Here is a 16,698-nt window from a genome sequence, read left to right as displayed (position 1 = left end):
CCGAGCAGGACGTGACCCGGCGGGACCCGGACTCGGTCATCGTGCCGATCGGTGACACGGGCCGCGGCGCCGGCAGGGCCGTCGGTCCGTTCGACGAGGAGCGCGCCGAGCGCGCGGTCCGCGAGCTGCTGCTCGCCGTGGGCGAGGACCCCGACCGCGAGGGTCTGCGCGAGACGCCGGGCCGGGTGGCGCGCGCCTACCGCGAGATCTTCGCCGGGCTGTACCAGGAGCCGCGCGACGTCCTGACGACGACGTTCGACCTGGGCCACGAGGAGATGGTCCTCGTGCGCGACATCGAGGTGTACTCCACCTGCGAGCACCACCTCGTGCCGTTCCACGGCGTCGCGCACGTCGGCTACATCCCCGGCGAGGACGGCCGCATCACCGGGCTGTCGAAGCTGGCCCGCCTCGTCGACGTGTACGCGCGCCGGCCGCAGGTGCAGGAGCGCCTGACGTCGCAGGTCGCGGACGCGCTCGTCGACGTGCTGCAGCCGCGCGGGGTGCTCGTCGTCGTCGAGTGCGAGCACCTGTGCATGTCGATGCGCGGCGTGCGCAAGCCCGGCTCCCGCACCGTGACGTCGGCGGTCCGCGGTCAGATGCGCGACGTCGCCACGCGCGCCGAGGCCATGAGCCTCGTCGCCGGGCGCTGAGCGCGGGCGGCGTGCCCGTGACCGCGCAGCAGCGTCTCGCCGCGTTGCCGGCGCCGCTGCGCGCCCCGGCACGCACGCTCGTCATGGGCGTCGTCAACGTCACGCCCGACTCGTTCTCGGACGGCGGGCGCTGGTTCGACCCCGACGCGGCGGTCGCGCACGGCCTCGAGCTGGCCGCGCAGGGGGCCGACCTGCTCGACGTCGGCGGGGAGTCGACGCGGCCGGGAGCCGCGCGCGTGCCCGTCGAGGAGGAGCGCGCCCGCGTGCTGCCGGTCGTGCGGCGGCTCGCGGCCGAGGGGGCCGCGGTCAGCGTCGACACCACGCGGGCCTCCGTGGCGCAGGCCGCCGTCGAGGCCGGTGCCGTGCTCGTCAACGACGTCTCCGGCGGCATGGCGGACCCCGAGATGGCCGCCGTCGTGGCGCGCACCGGGGCGGCCTACGTCGCGATGCACTGGCGCGGCCACGCCGACGTCATGGACGCGCACGACCGGTACGACGACGTGGTCGCCGACGTGCGCCGCGAGCTCGCCGCCCGGGTCGAGGCGCTGCGGGCCGCGGGTGTGCGCGACGAGCAGGTGGTGCTGGACCCGGGCCTCGGGTTCGCGAAGACGGGGACGAGCAACTGGCCGCTCCTGGCGCACCTGCCCCAGCTCGTCGCCGACGGCTTCCCCGTGCTCGTGGGCGCCAGCCGCAAGCGCTTCCTCGGCCACCTGCTCGCCGGTCCCGACGGCACACCCGCCGCGCCCGCGGCCCGTGACCACGCCACCGCTGCGGTCACGGCGCTGGCCGCCGCCGCGGGCGTGTGGGCCGTGCGGGTGCACGAGGTGGCGGCGTCCGCGGACGCGGTGCGGGTGGCGGCGGCGTGGCGTGCGGCGGGCGGGACCGGCGAGGACGCCCGTGACGTGGGGCGGGACGACGTGGAGGGGCGGGACGACGTGGAGGGCGGGACCGACCGCGGGCGCGCGACGGGGCGCGTCGGGCATGCTGCGGGTCGGACGCCCGGACCGGAGGGAGTGCGGTGAGCACGCAGGACGAGGTGCAGGACGGCGAGGGCCGCCGGCTCGACCAGATCAGGCTCGAGGGGATCCGTGCGACCGGGTACCACGGGGTGTTCGCGCACGAGCGCCGCGAGGGGCAGACGTTCGTCGCGGACGTCGTCGTGCACCTGGACACGCGCCGCGCGGCGGCGAGCGACGACCTCGCGCACACCGTGAACTACGGCGTGCTGGCGGAGCACGTCGCGGCCGTGCTGGCCGGTGAGCCCGCGGACCTGGTGGAGACCGTCGCCGAGCGCATCGCGGCGACGGTGCTCGCCCAGCCGCACGTGCAGGCGGTGGACGTCGCGGTGCACAAGCCGCAGGCGCCCATCACGGTGCCGTTCGGCGACGTCGTCGTGGCGATCCGCCGGGACCGCACGAAGCTGCCCGCTGCGGAGCCGTACCGACCCGCGACGGGGGAGGTGCGCCGGGCCGAGACCGGGCACCGGACGGCGCCCCGGCCCGAGACCGCACCGCTGCCCGTGACGCCCGCTCCCGGCGTGGCGGTGACCACCGAGGCCGCCCACCTGCCGCACGACCCGGCCGAGCTGCCCGTGGAGCTGCCGACGCCCGACGCGGGCCCGGACCGCACGACGCCGCTCGTGGTCGGACCCGCGCCCACCGGTGCGGTGCCGACGGGTGTGCTGCCGGCGGTCGCACCCGGCGCGCCGACCGGCCCGTCGGCGAACGCCTCGTCGCCGACCGGCCCGCTGCCGCCTCCGGGCCCGGTCCCGTCGCCCCACCACGACCCGCTCCGGCACGACCCGCTCCACCACGACCCGGTCCACACCGACGCCCTGCGCCACGAGCCCGACCACGCCGGGCCCGGCGAGGGCGGTACACCGTCCGCCGGCCCGCTCGGCGACGACCGCACGCAGCTCATGCCGCCGGTGCGGCCGGACGACGACGTCGCCGAGGGCGAGGTGCTGACCGACGAGCTCGACCGCGCGCCCGACGCGCCCGTGCAGACCGTCCTCGCGCTGGGCGCGAACCTGGGGCCCGCGCAGGAGACCCTCCGCCAGGCGGTCGCCGACCTCGCGTCCGTCCCGGGGCTCGAGGTCCTGGCGGTCTCGCCGCTCGCGCGCACCGCGTCGGTCGGCGGTCCGGAGCAGCCCGACTACCTCAACGCCGTGGTCGTCGCCCGCACGACGCTCGCCCCCCGCGAGCTGCTGCGCGCGGTGCACGCCATCGAGCAGCGGCACGGCCGCGAGCGGCTCGAGCACTGGGGCCCGCGCACGCTCGACATCGACATCGTGGTGCACGGCAGCACCCTCGCGGTGACCGACGACCTCGAGCTGCCGCACCCGCGGGCGCACCAGCGTGCGTTCGTGCTGGAGCCCTGGGCGCAGGTCGACCCCGAGGCCGTCCTGCCCGGGCTCGGCGGCGGACCGGTGGCCCAGCTCGCCGCGACCGCGCCCGACCGCGACGGCGTGCGCTGGATGGCGCTCGACTGGCTGACCACCCCCGTGCCCGCCGCGAGCCCGGAGCCCGACGGGCCGGAGCCGGCGCAGCCGCCGGCGGCCGACGACGCGCACCCGCAGCGCACCCGCTCGGGCCCGTTCGACCCGGTCGGGTCGGTGGACCCGGCGGGGCCGCCGCCCGAGGGCCCCCGGCCGTTCCTGCCCGTCACGGGCACCACGCCGTCGGTACCGCCGTCCGGACCCGCGCCCTGGGCGGGCGAGGCGCGCGGGGACGCGCCGCGACCGTGAGCGCGACCCGCCGGCGCACGCTCGTCCTGCTCGCGGCCGCCGTCACGGCGGTCACCTGGTGGGTCATGCGGATGACGGTCGCGCGCGGCGCGGCGACCCCGCCCGAGGTGCCGTGGCTCGTCGTCGCGGTCGAGCTCGTCATCGCCGGCGTCGTGCTGGCGCTCGGCTGGTCGGTGCGGCAGTACCAGCAGGGCAGGCGACCCACGCTGAACCCGCTGCGGGCGGCGCGCACCGCGGTGCTCGCCAAGGCGTCCTGCTACACCGGTGCGCTGCTCGTCGGCTGGTACGGCGGGCAGGCGCTGTCGCTGCTCACGGACGCCGACGTGCCCGGCAACCCGACCCGTGCCGCCGCCGCGGGGGTCGCCGCGCTGGGCGCGCTCGTGCTCGCCGTCGTCGGGCTCGTCGTCGAGCACTTCTGCCGCATCCCCCCGCCGGACGCCGACGCCGAGCGGCGCGTCGAGCCCGACGCCGACCCCACCGCGGGCTGAGCGCGCCCCCGTCCGTCGCCGGGCCCGGGCGGCCCACGGTCCGCAGGAGGGACCGCCGGGCTGCCGCCGGTGCCAGGATGAGGCCATGACCACCGACACCCCGGGGCGTGCCCCCGCGCCGTCCACCGGTCCGTTCGACCCGGCGGACGTGACGTGGACGCCCGTGTCGACGCGCCTGGCCACCGTGCGCCTGCTGCTGATCGGCCTGTGGGGCGGCGGGCTGGTCGTCGTCACGGCGGTGGTCGCGGCCCTCGTGGGGGTCGCCTGGCTGTGGGTGCTCCCCGCCGCGCTCGCCCTGCTGTTCGCGTGGTCCGCGGTGCTGGTCCGCCGGCAGGTCCGCGCGCTGGGGTACGCCGAGCGCGCCGACGACCTGCTGATCCGCCGGGGCATCCTGTTCCGCCAGCTCGTGGTGGTGCCGTACGGGCGCATGCAGTACGTGGACGTGAGCGCGGGGCCGGTCCAGCGGCGGTTCGGCATCGCGACGGTCCAGCTGCACACGGCGGCGCCCGGCACCGACGCGACGATCCCCGGCCTGCCCCCGCAGGAGGCGGCGCGTCTGCGCGACCGGCTCGCGTCGCGTGGCGAGGCGCGGCTGGCGGGGCTGTGAGCGCCGAGGTCCGGCCCGTGCCGGAGCAGGCGCCCGAGGAGGCGTACGACTGGCGGCGCATGCACCCGGTCACGCCGGCCCTGCGCGGGTGGAAGGTGTTCGCGGCCGTCGTCGCCGCCATCGGCTTCCAGGTCAGCGACGACCTGCGCAACCTCGCCGAGTGGGTGGGGCCGGGGCGTGCGTGGCTCGTGCTGCTCGGCGGGCTCGCGCTCGTGGCGCTCGTCGGCTTCGTGTACTCGGCGCTCGCGTGGCGGGTGACCCGGTTCGCGGTGACGGACGAGGCGGTGCACCTGCGCCAGGGGCTGCTGTTCCGCCAGCAGCGGCAGGCGCGGCTCGACCGGCTGCAGGCCGTCGACGTGGTGCAGCCGCTGCTCGCGCGCCTGCTGGGCCTCGCGCAGCTCAACCTCGAGGTCGCCGGCGGGACCGGCTCCGCCGTGCAGCTCGCGTTCCTGCGGGAGTCGGACGCGGAGTCGCTGCGCGCGCAGATCCTCGCGCTCGCGGCCGGCCTGCGTCCCGCGGCGGCCCGCCCGGGCGCGCCGGCGGACGGCGGCGCGAGCGCGCACGCGGCGACGTCGGCGGCCGGCGGACTGCGTGCGACGCCCGCCGGGGACGGCGCGACCGCGGACGACGTCCACCCCGGCGCGGGGACCGCCGGCCCCACCGGCGCGGACCTCACGGGTCCGCCGCCCGCCCACCCGGTGGCGCCCACGTTCGAGGCCGCTCCCGAGCAGGTCGTGTACGAGCTGCCGATGCCCCGCCTCGTGCGCTCGATCCTGCGCTCCACCGCGCCGTGGGTGTTCGTCGCCGCCGTCGTCGGGGCGCTCGTCGCCGTGGTCATGACGCGCGAGGTCGGGCCGCTGTTCCTCGTGGGTCCCGGTGCGCTCGGTGTCGGCGGCTACGTGTGGGGCCGGCTCAACTCGGGCGCGACGTTCCGCGCCGCCACGTCCCCGGACGGCATCCGGCTGCGCCACGGGCTGAGCGAGAAGCGGACGCAGACCGTCCCGCCCGGACGGGTCCAGGCCGTCCGGCTCACCCAGGGCCCGCTCTGGCGGGGACCCGACTGGTGGCGGGTCGAGATGAACGTCGCGGGGTACGGGCCGGAGGCGACGAACGCGTCCGTGCTGCACCCCGTGGCGACGCGGCAGGAGGCCGCGGTCGCGCTGTGGCTCGTGCTGCCCGACCTGGGCACCGACGACCCGCTCGGCGCGCTCGACGCGGCCTGCGCGGGCACCGAGGACGACGGCGGGTTCACCCCGGCGCCGCGCCGGGCCCGCTGGCTGGACCCGCTCGGGTGGCGGCGGCACGGCGTCCTCGTCACGCGCACCGCGCTGATCATGCGGTCCGGCCGCTGGTGGCGGACCGTCGTGGTCGTACCGCACGAGCGCACGCAGAGCCTCGCCGTCACGCAGGGGCCGGTGCAGCGCCGCCTCGGCGTGGCGACCTTCGTCGCGCACTCCACGCCGGGCCCGGTGTCGCCGCAGGTGGCGCACCTCGACGGCGCGGTCGCCGGGGCCCTGCTCGACGAGCAGGCGGAACGGGCCCGGCAGGCACGGGCCGTCGCCGGCCCCGAGCTGTGGATGCGGGCGGCGGAGGCGCCGCACGCCCCCGCGTCGATCGGGTCGGCCGCCGGCGCGCCGGTGGCGGACGCCACGTCGCCCCCCGCGTCGGCCCCCACGTCGCCGGGCGCCCCGGGGACGGCCGGTGAGCGCCGACCCCGCCGCCCGTCCGGGCCGGCTCGGGGTCGGCGTCGTCGGGGCGGGGCGCGTCGGCGCCGTCCTCGGCAGCGCGCTCGCCGGCGCCGGGCACCCGGTGGTGGCGGTGAGCGCGGTGTCGCAGGAGTCGCGCGAGCGCGCCGCGACGCTGCTGCCGGGCGTGCCCGTGGTCGACGTGCCGGAGGTCGTGCGCCGGGCGGAGCTCGTCCTGCTGGCGGTCCCGGACGACGCGCTGCCCGGGCTCGTGCGCGGCGTGGCGGAGACCGGTGGGTGGCAGGCGGGCCAGATCGTGGTGCACACGTCGGGACGGTTCGGGGTGGACGTGCTCGCGCCCGCGCGCGCGGCGGGCGTCATCCCGCTCGCGCTGCACCCGGCCATGACGTTCACGGGCACGTCCCTGGACCTGGCGCGCCTGGCCGGCTGCGCGTTCGCCGTGACGGCCCCCGCACCGGTGCTGCCGATCGGCCAGGCGCTGGTCGTCGAGGTCGGCGGTGAGCCCGTCGTCCTGCAGGAGGAGGCGCGCGGGCTGTACCACGCGGGGCTGGCGCACGCCGCGAACCACCTCGTGGTGCTCGTCGCGCAGGCGTCCGACGCGCTGCGTGCGGCCGGTGTGCCCGAGCCCGGGCGCGTGCTGCGCCCGCTGCTGGACGCGGCCCTGGACGGTGCGCTGCGGGCGGAGGACGCCGCCGGCCCGGACGGCCCGGGCGCGATCAGCGCCCTGACGGGGCCGGTGCGGCGCGGCGACGCGGGCACGGTCGGCGAGCACGTTGTGACGCTGGCCGCACTGGGGACCCGGACGGGGGCGGTGGACGTGCCGAGCGGGTACGGTGCCCTGGCCCGTGCGGCGGCGTCCCGGGCGCTGGCGGCCGGGCTGCTCGGGCCGGCGGACGCCCAGCGCGTGCTCGACGCGCTCGCGGGCATCAACGCCGGCCCCGGCGCGTTGGACCCACAGGACGGCCCCGGGCCGGCCCCCGGCCCGGCTGGGCCGGACGACGGGCAGGACGACGGGCAGGACGACGGCGGCACCTCGCCGCAGGAGGACGCATGACGACCAGTCCCGTGCTGGTGCAGGACCGCGCGGCGCTCGACGCGGCGCTGGACGCGCAGGACGAGGCCGCGCTCGCGGCCGCCGACGCGGCCGACTCCGGCCGGCCGTACCTGCGCGCGGTCGTGATGACGATGGGCGCGCTGCACGAGGGGCACCTCGCGCTCGTGCGCCGCGCGCGCGAGCTCGCGGACGCGGTCGTCGTGACGATCTTCGTCAACCCCCTGCAGTTCGGGGCCGGCGAGGACCTGGACCGCTACCCGCGCGACCTCGACGGCGACCTGCGTCTGCTGACCGGACCCGGTCTGCTGGGGGAGGGCGACGTGGTCCTCGCCCCGACGGCCGACGTCGTCTACCCGGACGGCGACCCGGTCGTGCGCGTGACGGCGGGGCGCCTCGGCGACGTGCTCGAGGGCGCTGCGCGCCCCGGCCACCTGGACGGCGTCCTGACGGTCGTGCTCAAGCTGCTGCACCTGACCCGCCCGGACGTCGCGCTGTTCGGCCAGAAGGACGCGCAGCAGCTCGCGGCCGTGCGCCGGATGGTCCGCGACCTGGACGTGCCCGTGGAGGTCGTCGCGCACCCCACCGTCCGCGAGGACGACGGCCTCGCGCGCTCGAGCCGCAACGCCTACCTCTCGCCCGACGAGCGCACGCGCGCGCTCGCGCTGTCCGCCGCGCTCGAGGCGGGCGCCGCGGCCGCGGGGGAGGGACCGGGCGCGGTGCTGGCCGCGGCCCGGCGCGTGCTCGACGACCGGCTCGCACCGCAGGACGCGGTGGACTACGTCGCGCTCGTCGACCCCGCGACGTTCGGGGAGGCCGACGCGACGACGACCGACGCGCTGCTCCTGCTCGCGGCGCGCGTGGGTGCGACGCGGCTCATCGACAACGCGCCCGTGACCCTGCGGGCCGAGACCCCGTCGGTCGACGCCCCGCAGGCGGACGGCCGGCGCACGGCCGGAGGTGCCGTATGACCACGCTCCAGCGCACGATGATGACGGGCAAGATCCACCGCGCGACCGTGACGGCGGCGGACCTGCACTACGTCGGCTCGATCACGGTCGACGCGGACCTGCTGGCGGCGGCGGACGTGCTGCCCGGGCAGCAGGTCGACGTCGTCGACGTGACGAACGGCGCGCGCCTCACCACGTACGCGATCGCCGGCGAGGCGGGGTCGGGCGAGGTGTGCGTCAACGGTGCCGCCGCCCACCTGGTGCGCCCCGGGGACGTCGTCATCGTCATCGCCTACGGCACGATGTCCGACGCGGAGGCGCGGACGTACTCGCCGCACGTCGTGCTCGTGGACGCCGACAACCGGATGGTCGACGTGGACGACGACCCGGGTCAGGTGCCGTCGGAGTGGACGGCCGAGGCGGGCCTCGTGCCCAGCGGGCTGCCGCTCGCGGAGGGTCGCGCGGCTGTCGCCGCCGGTCCGCACGCGCCTGCCGGCGGCGTCGCCGGGCACCCCGGGCAGGTGCCCGCGCCGCACGCGCCCGGTCATCCGGGCACGGGCGCCCCCGGCACCCGGTGACGCACCTCGCGACCCGCCTGGCGGCCCCGGCCCCCGGGTGGACCGTGCACGCCGACGCGGTGGTCGTGGGCTCCGGCATCGCCGGCCTCACGGCGGCGCTCGAGCTGCGTGCGCGGGTGGGTCGCGTGCTGCTGGTGACGAAGGACGTGCTGTCGTCCGGCTCCACGGTGTGGGCGCAGGGCGGGATCGCGGCGGCGCTCGACCCGCGTGACTCGCCCGCGGCGCACCAGCAGGACACGCTCGTCGCCGGTGCGGGGCTGTGCGACCCGCGCGCGGTCGAGATGCTCGTCACCGAGGGGCCCGCGCGCGTGCGCGAGCTCGTCGCACGGGGCGCGGTGTTCGACACCGGCCCCGACGGTGCGCTCAGCCTGACCCGGGAGGGCGGGCACCTCGCCGACCGCATCGCGCACGCGGGCGGGGACGCGACGGGTGCCGAGATCTCGCGCGCGCTGGTCGCGCAGATCGAGGCGGTGCGGCACGACCCGGGCATCGAGGTCGTCGAGCACGCCCTCGTGCTCGACGTCCTCACGGGCGAGCCGGGTCCGGACGGCGCCCCCGGGCCGGTGCGGGGCGTCACGCTGCACGTGATCGGCGAGGGCTCGCGCGACGGCGTCGGTGCCGCGCTGGCGCCGGCCGTCGTGCTCGCCACCGGCGGGATCGGGCAGGTCTACCGGTCGTCGACCAACCCCGCGCTGGCGACGGGCGACGGCGTGGCGGCGGCGCTGCGTGCCGGTGCCCGGCTCGGCGACCTGGAGTTCGTGCAGTTCCACCCGACGGTGCTGTGGCTCGGCTCGGGCGTGAAGGGGCAGCTGACGCTCGTCTCCGAGGCGGTGCGGGGCGAGGGTGCGTACCTGCTCGACACCGACGGCGTGCGGTTCATGCCGGACGTGCACCCGCTGGCCGAGCTCGCGCCGCGCGACGTCGTCGCCCACGCGATCGTGCGGCGCACCGCCGCGACGGGTGCCGACCACGTGTGGCTGGACGCGCGCCACCTGGGCGCCGACTTCCTGCGCCGCCGCTTCCCGACCATCCACGGGCGCCTGCTCGAGCATGGCATCGACCTGACGACCGACCTGGTGCCCGTGGCGCCCGCGCAGCACTACCACTCGGGCGGCGTCGTGACGGACCTCGACGGCCGGGCGTCGGTGCCGGGCCTGTACGCGGTGGGCGAGGTCGCGTGCACGGGTGTGCACGGCGCGAACCGGCTGGCGTCGAACTCGCTGCTCGAGGGCCTGGTGTTCGCGCACCGTGCGGCCCGGGACGTCGCTGCCCGCCTCGAGGGCGGGTTCCTCACCGCCGGTGACCCCGTGGAGCGACCGGGTGACGCGGCGCTCGTCCCGGCGGCGGCGCGCTCGCGCGTGCAGCGTGCCGCGACCGACGGGCCGGGCGTGCTGCGCTCGGGGGAGGGGCTGCGGCGCGCCGCCGAGACCCTCGCGGCGGTGCCCACGGACGCGCACCGCCGGCACGACGACGGCCGCGCGCTGGCCGCGCCCCAGACCGCGGAGTGGGAGACCACGAACGTGCACCAGGTCGCCACGGTGCTCACGCACGCCGCGCTCGAGCGCGAGGAGTCGCGCGGCGGGCACGCCCGGACGGACTTCCCCCGCACGAGCGAACGGTGGCGGGTGCGCGTGGAGGTGGCGCTGGACGGCGAAGGGGCCGTCCGCGTCTCGCAGCGCTCCCACGCGTAGCGCGCGGGACGTCTCCGCCGGATTCGACCGAAACTTTCTGGTCTCGGTTTCGTATCGCCGTTCGGCTGAACCTTCCCTCGGACACTGGTCCGACTTCATCATCGTCCCGTAGTTTCCAGCAGCACTGCCATCTTTTCGCGCAAGGGAGCGTCGATGCATCGGATGCGGAGGACCCGTAGGGCCCTCGAAACTATCGAGACAGGGGCGGCGGTGATCGGGCAGCAGCCCCCGTCGCGGAGGAAGCGGACCTACCGACCCGGGACCGCGAGCCGCTGGGCCTCCGTCCGCACGGCCCTGTCGAGCCGCGAGGGACGCCGCGGCGCCGTCGCGACGGCGGCGGCCGCCGCGCTCGTCGCCGGTGTCGTCGCGCCGCTGGTGGCCACGGCGGCCCCGGGCGACGTCGTCGTGGTGGCCGAGGACTTCGAGTCCGCCACCGCCGCGGCGCCGCAGGGCGTCCTCGTCCAGAGCGGCGGCCCGACGCTCGCGCAGGTGACCGAGGGGACCAACAAGGTCCTCAGCGTCACGGGCCGCGCGAACAGCTACGACTCCGTGTCCACGGCGACCGGCCTGTTCGAGGACGGCGTGGAGTACACGCTGAGCGCCAAGGTCAAGCTCGTCGACGACGTCGCCGGCGCCAGCGCCCGGCTCGTCGGGTACCGCGGCGCGGACGGCACGGGCGCGTACACGTGGGTCGGCAACACGGCCGTCAGCAGCACGGCGTGGACGACGATCCAGGGCACCTACACGCTGCCGGCCGGAGCCGTGCCGGCGAACGCCAAGGTCACGGTCGAGGTCTCGACCGAGTCCGCGTTCCCGAGCTTCCTCCTCGACGACGTGCGGATCACGAAGCCGGGCCCGACGGGCCCGGAGGCGGTCCTCGCCAGCGACTTCGAGACGGGGACGGCCCCGTGGGTCGCGCGCGGCGACGCGAACGTCACGGTCGAGCGCACGACCACGGCCGCGCGCTCCGGGACGGGCAGCCTGCTCGTCAGCGGGCGCAGCGCCAACTGGCACGGGGTGCAGACCCCGATCAACGGCCTCTTCGTCGAGGGCGCGACGTACGACGTGTCGGCCTGGGTGCGCCTCGCCCCGGGGCAGGACGACACGACCCTCAAGTTCTCGGTCGCGGAGCAGCCGCAGGCGTTCGTCCAGGTGAACGCGCCGGTGACCGTCACCGACGACGCCTGGGTGCAGCTCAGCGGCACCTACACCCGCAACGCGGGCGTGACCGGCGGCGACCTCTACATCGAGGCGGCGAGCGCCACGGCGTCCTTCCTCGTCGACGACGTCGTCATCACCGGCCCGCCGGCGGGTGGCGGCGAGGGCCCCGACCCGTCCGTCGTGCCGGGCGGCGCGGTGAACCCGACGACGACGCCCGTCACGGCGGCGCGCGGCACCGGCAAGGTCGCGGCGCTCACGTTCGACGACGGCCCGAACCCCGGCGAGACCGAGGACCTCCTCGACTTCCTCGCCGAGAAGGACGTCACCGCCACGTTCTGCGTCATCGGCCAGAACATCGAGGCGCCGGGCGGCGCGGCGATCCTCCAGCGCATCGTGCGCGAGGGCCACACCCTCTGCAACCACTCCACGGGCTACGCGGACATGGCCGCCATGACCGAGGAGCAGGTGCGCACGGACCTCGTCCGCAACCTGGAGATCATCCGCACCGCCCTCGGTGACCCGCAGGCCCAGGTGCCGTACTTCCGTGCGCCCAACGGCAACTGGGGTCGCACGCAGGCGGTGGCGGTGTCGCTCGGCATGCAGCCGCTCGGCGTGGTCAACACGATCAACGACTGGGCGACGCAGGACGAGGCCACGCTGACCGCGAACCTGCGCGAGGCCGTGCAGGAGGGCCAGATCGTGCTCGTGCACGACGGCGGCGGCGACCGTGCCGGTTCCGTCGCGGCGACGCGCACGGTCGTCACCGAGCTCCTCGAGGACGACTGGACGTTCACCCTGCCCGCGGGCGGTCCGGCGGAGCAGCCGACCGGCGGCTCGGTGTCGGCCGACTTCGAGGACGGCACGCTGCAGGGCTGGGGTCCGCGTGACGCCGGCTCGGGCGCGCCGACGGTCGAGGTGGTCGACGAGGGGCACGAGAGCGACCACGCGGCCCGCATCAGCGACCGCGCGTCGCAGGGCTCGGGCCTGCAGCACCCGGTCGCCGGGGTCCTGACCGAGGGCGCCCAGTACGAGGTCTCCGCCTGGATCAGGTTCGAGGGCGAGCCGGGGGAGGTGACGCTCAGCTACCGCCAGGTGCAGGGCGGCGCCGAGAAGTTCGGCCCGCTGGTCAGCTTCACGCAGGTCCCGGGCACCGACTGGACGCAGGTGACGGGCTCGTTCACGCTGCCCGCCGGTACCCAGGACATCTACTTCGAGACGGCGTGGGAGGGCGACGGGGTCCCGGGCAACACCTCGACGTTCCTGGTGGACGACATCGTCGTGGACGAGGTCGACTTCGTCGTCCAGGACCTGACGCCGCTGAAGGACACGCTCGACGTCCCGGCCGGTGTCGCGGTCGACCCGCGCGAGACGCTCGGCGGCCCTGCGCAGCTGACGCTCAAGCACTTCGACCAGATCTCGCCCGAGAACCACATGAAGCCGTACGCCTGGTACGACGCGGACAAGAACTTCGCGCCGTCCGCCGAGGGTGACGCCCTCATGGCGTTCGCCCAGGACAACGGGCTGCGGGTCTACGGGCACGTCCTCGTCTGGCACAGCCAGAACGCCGGCCAGAACGACGACCCCAACCAGGGCCGCGTCACGCCGGGCTGGATGTTCGAGGACGCCCAGGGCAACGAGCTGACGTCGTCCGCGGCCGACAGGGCGATCCTGCGTGAGCGGCTGCGCACGCACATCTTCGCCGTGGCGGAGCACCTCGCGACCACCTACGGCGAGTTCGGCTCCGAGTCGAACCCGCTCGTGGCCTGGGACGTGGTGAACGAGGTCGTCGACGACGGCGCCGCGTACGAGGACGGTCTGCGTCGCAGCGCCTGGTACCGGATCCTCGGCGAGGAGTTCATCGACCTGGCCTTCCGCTACGCGGACGAGGCCTTCAACGAGGAGTACGCCGCGGCGGGCACGGACCGTCCGGTCAAGCTCTTCATCAACGACTACAACACCGAGCAGGAGGGCAAGCAGCAGCGGTACTACGACCTGGTCCAGCGCCTGCTGGAGCGGGACGTGCCGATCGACGGCGTGGGTCACCAGTTCCACGTCAGCCTGGCGATGCCGGTCGACGCCCTCGAGGCGGCGATCCGCAAGTTCCAGGGGCTGGGCCTCGACCAGGTCGTGACCGAGCTCGACGTGACGACCGGCACGCCGGAGTCCGAGGCGAAGTTCATCGAGCAGGGCTACTACTACCGCGACGCCTTCCGGATGTTCCGGCAGTACGAGGACGACCTGTTCTCCGTCACGGTGTGGGGTCTGACCGACGTGCGCAGCTGGCGCGACTCGTCGGGCGGTCCGCTCCTGTTCGACGACGACGGCACGGCGAAGCCCGCCTACTACGGCGCGGTCGACGAGGAGCTGCCGGCGCGGGTGCGCACCGCGAACGTGTTCGCCGGTGACGTCGCGCTCGACGACGAGGCCACCTCGTCGCTCGAGTGGGAGAAGCTGCCGCTGCACGCGATCGAGTCGAAGGCGGAGTTCCAGCTGCGCTGGGCGGCCGACCACCTGACCGCGTACGTGACCGTGAAGGACGGCTCCGAGCAGCCGACGGACGGCCTCACGTTCGTCGTCGGCGACGAGGAGTACGCCTTCGGCCGGGACGGCGAGGGCGACGTCGAGGGCGTCGTCACGGAGCACGAGGGCGGCTGGTCCGCGGTCGTGCACCTGCCGCTCAGCGGCGCGACGCAGGGCAGCACGCTCCAGTTCGACGTGGCCGTCACCGACGGTGGCACCACGGCCGGCTGGAACACGCCGGGCGTGCTCGGCACGCTGTCCCTGCTCGAGCCGCTGTCGTACGTCGAGGTCGCGCGCGCCGCGGCGACGCCGCAGATCGACGGCGAGGCCGACGCCGCGTGGGCGGAGGCCGCCGTGGTGCGGACCGACAAGCAGGTCGAGGGCACGGCCGGCGCGACCGCCGAGGTGCGCACGCTCTGGGAGGGCGACACCGTGTACGTCCTCGCGGACGTGACGGACCCCGTCGTCGACCTGTCGGGCAGCGACCCGTGGATCAAGGACTCCGTGGAGATCTACGTCGACGCGGGGAACGCCAAGAACGCGGGTTACCGCTACGAGGACATGCAGATCCGCATCAACGCGGACAACGGGGTGTCCTTCGGGGCCGGCGGCACCGAGACCTACCAGCGCAACCGGGTGACGTCGGCGACGACGCGCACGGCCACCGGGTACCGGGTCGAGGCCGCGATCACGCTGGACGACCGCGGCGGCCTGGGGACGTTCCACGGCCTGGACTTCCAGGTCAACGACGCGTCCTCCGGTGTCCGCACGGGCATCCGCAACTGGGCGGACCCGAGCGGCCAGGGGTACCAGAGCCCGGCTCGCTGGGGCGTCGGCCGGCTCGTCGAGGCCGTCGACGAGCCGGGTGGCAACCCGGGCGAGAACCCGAGCAGCAAGCCGACGATCAGCCTCAGCGCGGCGCAGGTGCGCGCCGGCGGGCAGGTCGACGTCGCGCTCGCCGGGTTCGAGGCGGGTCAGAAGGTGGCCGTCTCCCTCGGTGCCGGCGCCACGGCGCGGGCCGGTGCGGCGGTCGCCGCCCCGGCGGGCAGCACGCTGCTCGGCACGGTGACGGTCGCGGCCGACGGCACGGCGACCCTGCGGGTCACGGTGCCGGCGAGCACGCAGGCCGGCGTGTACCTCCTGCAGGCCTCGGACGGCAGCACGGTGCTCGCGAGCACCTCGCTGACCGTGCTGGCCGCGCAGGGCGGTACCGGTGCCGGTCCGGGCGGCCTGGCGGTCACGGGTACGGGCATCGGGATCGGCGTCCTCGCCCTCCTGGTGCTGGCGGCGGGCGTGGCGCTCGTCGTCGCCCGCAAGCGGGGCATGCTCACGCGGCCCTGACGACGTGACCCGGTCGCGGCACGCGCCGCGACCGGGTCCCGCGTCACCGACCTCCCCGGAGGGCGGTGGCGACGAGCCCCACGGGCCGGTCCCCCCCGGCGGCCCGTGGGGCTTCGTCGTCCCCCGGGACCGCGCGCGGACGGCGCCCGGGGCGCGGCGCCCGGCGCGCTAGCGTGGCGCTCCGTGACGACGTCCACAAACCCCTGCCTGCCCGGCGACCCCGGGCCCGACCCCGCGGCGGTCGCGCGGGTCGTCGCCGCCGCGCTCGACGAGGACCTGGGCCCCGCACCCGGCCGCGACGTCACGACGCAGGCGACGGTCGCGGGTGCCGTCGTCGGCACCGCGGACCTGGCGGCACGCGCCGACGGCGTCGTGGCGGGCCTCGTGGTGGTCCCCGAGGTGCTCGCGCAGGTGGCCGCACGGCTCGGCCTGCCCACCCCGACCACCGCCTGGCTCGTGCCGGACGGCACCACCGTCGGCGCGGGCGACGTCGTGGGGCGGCTGACCGGTCCGGTCCAGGTGCTGCTCGTCGCGGAGCGCACCCTGCTCAACCTCGTGAGCCGCGCGTCGGGCGTCGCGACGCACACCCACCGCTGGACGCGGGCGCTGGCCGGCACGGGCGCCCGGGTGCTCGACACCCGCAAGACCACACCCGGCCTGCGTGCGCTCGAGAAGTACGCGGTGCGCTGCGGCGGCGGCACGAACAAGCGCATGGGCCTGCACGACGTCGCGATGGTCAAGGACAACCACGTCGTCGCCGCGGGCTCGGTCGCCGCGGCGGTCGCGGCCGTGCGCGCCGCGTTCCCCGACGTGCCGGTGCAGGTCGAGGTCGACCGGCCCGAGCAGGCCGACGAGGCGCTCGACGCCGGCGCGGACTTCCTGCTGCTGGACAACATGGACGACGCGACGCTGCGCGCCACCGTGGACCGGGTGCGGGCGCGCGAGCCGCAGACCGGGCACGTCGACCTCGAGGCCACCGGCAGCCTCACGCTCGACCGGGCGGCCGCGGTCGCCGCGACCGGGGTGGACTACCTCTCCGTCGGGGCGCTCACGCACTCGTCCCCGATCCTGGACCTCGGGCTGGACCTGCACGCCGGCTGACCGGTGCGCGGCGGCCGGCGAGCGGGCGCCGGACGCGCGTCCCGCGTCCCGGGCCCCGACGTGGCGGGGCGCACGTGCCCGCGCGAGCCCCGGCCGCCGGGAGGGCCC

11 protein-coding genes and 1 pseudogene are annotated in these 16,698 nt (G+C 76.5%); all 12 read left to right on the top strand.

All coding sequences use genetic code 11. The features are described from left to right. Positions 1-47: 47 nt before the first annotated feature. Positions 48-650, top strand: a complete 603-nt coding sequence (gene folE / locus GC089_RS15705; protein ID WP_196250925.1) for a GTP cyclohydrolase I FolE — start codon at positions 48-50, stop codon at positions 648-650. Positions 651-733: 83 nt separating this feature from the next. After that, complete coding sequence (gene folP / locus GC089_RS15700) at positions 734-1,672, top strand: dihydropteroate synthase (RefSeq protein ID WP_155379281.1); 939 nt, start codon at positions 734-736, stop codon at positions 1,670-1,672. Further along, positions 1,669-3,396, top strand: a complete 1,728-nt coding sequence (folK, locus tag GC089_RS15695; protein ID WP_155378424.1) for a 2-amino-4-hydroxy-6-hydroxymethyldihydropteridine diphosphokinase — start codon at positions 1,669-1,671, stop codon at positions 3,394-3,396. Before folP ends, folK begins: the two co-directional genes overlap by 4 nt. After that, entirely contained in the window at positions 3,393-3,884 is a 492-nt protein-coding gene (locus tag GC089_RS15690) for a DUF3180 domain-containing protein (protein ID WP_155378423.1), read from the top strand. Before folK ends, GC089_RS15690 begins: the two co-directional genes overlap by 4 nt. Positions 3,885-3,969: 85 nt before the next feature. Further along, complete coding sequence (locus GC089_RS15685) at positions 3,970-4,491, top strand: PH domain-containing protein (protein ID WP_155378422.1); 522 nt, start codon at positions 3,970-3,972, stop codon at positions 4,489-4,491. A gap of 59 nt (positions 4,492-4,550) precedes the next feature. Further along, positions 4,551-5,999 (top strand): annotated as a pseudogene (locus tag GC089_RS15680) (PH domain-containing protein); the annotation flags it as partial. 193 nt (positions 6,000-6,192) lie between these two features. Continuing rightward, complete coding sequence (locus GC089_RS15675) at positions 6,193-7,251, top strand: Rossmann-like and DUF2520 domain-containing protein (protein ID WP_155378421.1); 1,059 nt, start codon at positions 6,193-6,195, stop codon at positions 7,249-7,251. Continuing rightward, positions 7,248-8,219 carry a pantoate--beta-alanine ligase gene (gene panC / locus GC089_RS15670; RefSeq protein ID WP_155378420.1) on the top strand — a complete coding sequence of 324 codons (972 nt, stop codon included), beginning with the start codon at positions 7,248-7,250 and terminating at the stop codon, positions 8,217-8,219. Before GC089_RS15675 ends, panC begins: the two co-directional genes overlap by 4 nt. Further along, positions 8,216-8,776 (top strand): aspartate 1-decarboxylase, encoded by a 561-nt coding sequence (panD, locus tag GC089_RS15665; protein ID WP_155378419.1) that lies wholly within the window; start codon positions 8,216-8,218, stop codon positions 8,774-8,776. The genes panC and panD overlap by 4 nt, the downstream gene beginning before the upstream one ends. A 44-nt stretch (positions 8,777-8,820) precedes the next feature. Continuing rightward, positions 8,821-10,467, top strand: coding sequence for an L-aspartate oxidase (locus GC089_RS15660; RefSeq protein WP_230684875.1), 1,647 nt, complete (start codon positions 8,821-8,823; stop codon positions 10,465-10,467). 210 nt (positions 10,468-10,677) lie between these two features. Further along, the gene (locus GC089_RS15655; protein WP_196250734.1) at positions 10,678-15,489 is read left to right on the top strand and encodes an endo-1,4-beta-xylanase; all 4,812 of its coding nucleotides are present in this window, start codon (positions 10,678-10,680) and stop codon (positions 15,487-15,489) included. 183 nt (positions 15,490-15,672) lie between these two features. Then, on the top strand, positions 15,673-16,590 hold the full coding sequence (nadC, locus tag GC089_RS15650) for a carboxylating nicotinate-nucleotide diphosphorylase (RefSeq protein ID WP_196250733.1): 918 nt from the start codon (positions 15,673-15,675) through the stop codon (positions 16,588-16,590). The last annotated feature ends 108 nt before the right edge of the window (positions 16,591-16,698 follow it).

This window comes from Cellulomonas sp. JZ18 (assembly GCF_009720485.1).
Classification (GTDB): Bacteria; Actinomycetota; Actinomycetes; order Actinomycetales; family Cellulomonadaceae; genus Cellulomonas.
The sequence above is the reverse complement of the archived record's forward strand: the minus strand, read 5'-3'. Positions and strand labels throughout refer to the sequence as shown.

Bases quoted from the DNA above. Each gene is read 5' to 3' on its own strand.
- panC (WP_155378420.1), top strand. From the start codon at position 7,248: ATGACGACCAGTCCCGTGCTGGTGCAGGACCGCGCGGCGCTCGACGCG.
- panD (WP_155378419.1), top strand. From the start codon at position 8,216: ATGACCACGCTCCAGCGCACGATGATGACGGGCAAGATCCACCGCGCG.
- GC089_RS15685 (WP_155378422.1), top strand. From the start codon at position 3,970: ATGACCACCGACACCCCGGGGCGTGCCCCCGCGCCGTCCACCGGTCCG.
- folP (WP_155379281.1), top strand. From the start codon at position 734: ATGGGCGTCGTCAACGTCACGCCCGACTCGTTCTCGGACGGCGGGCGC.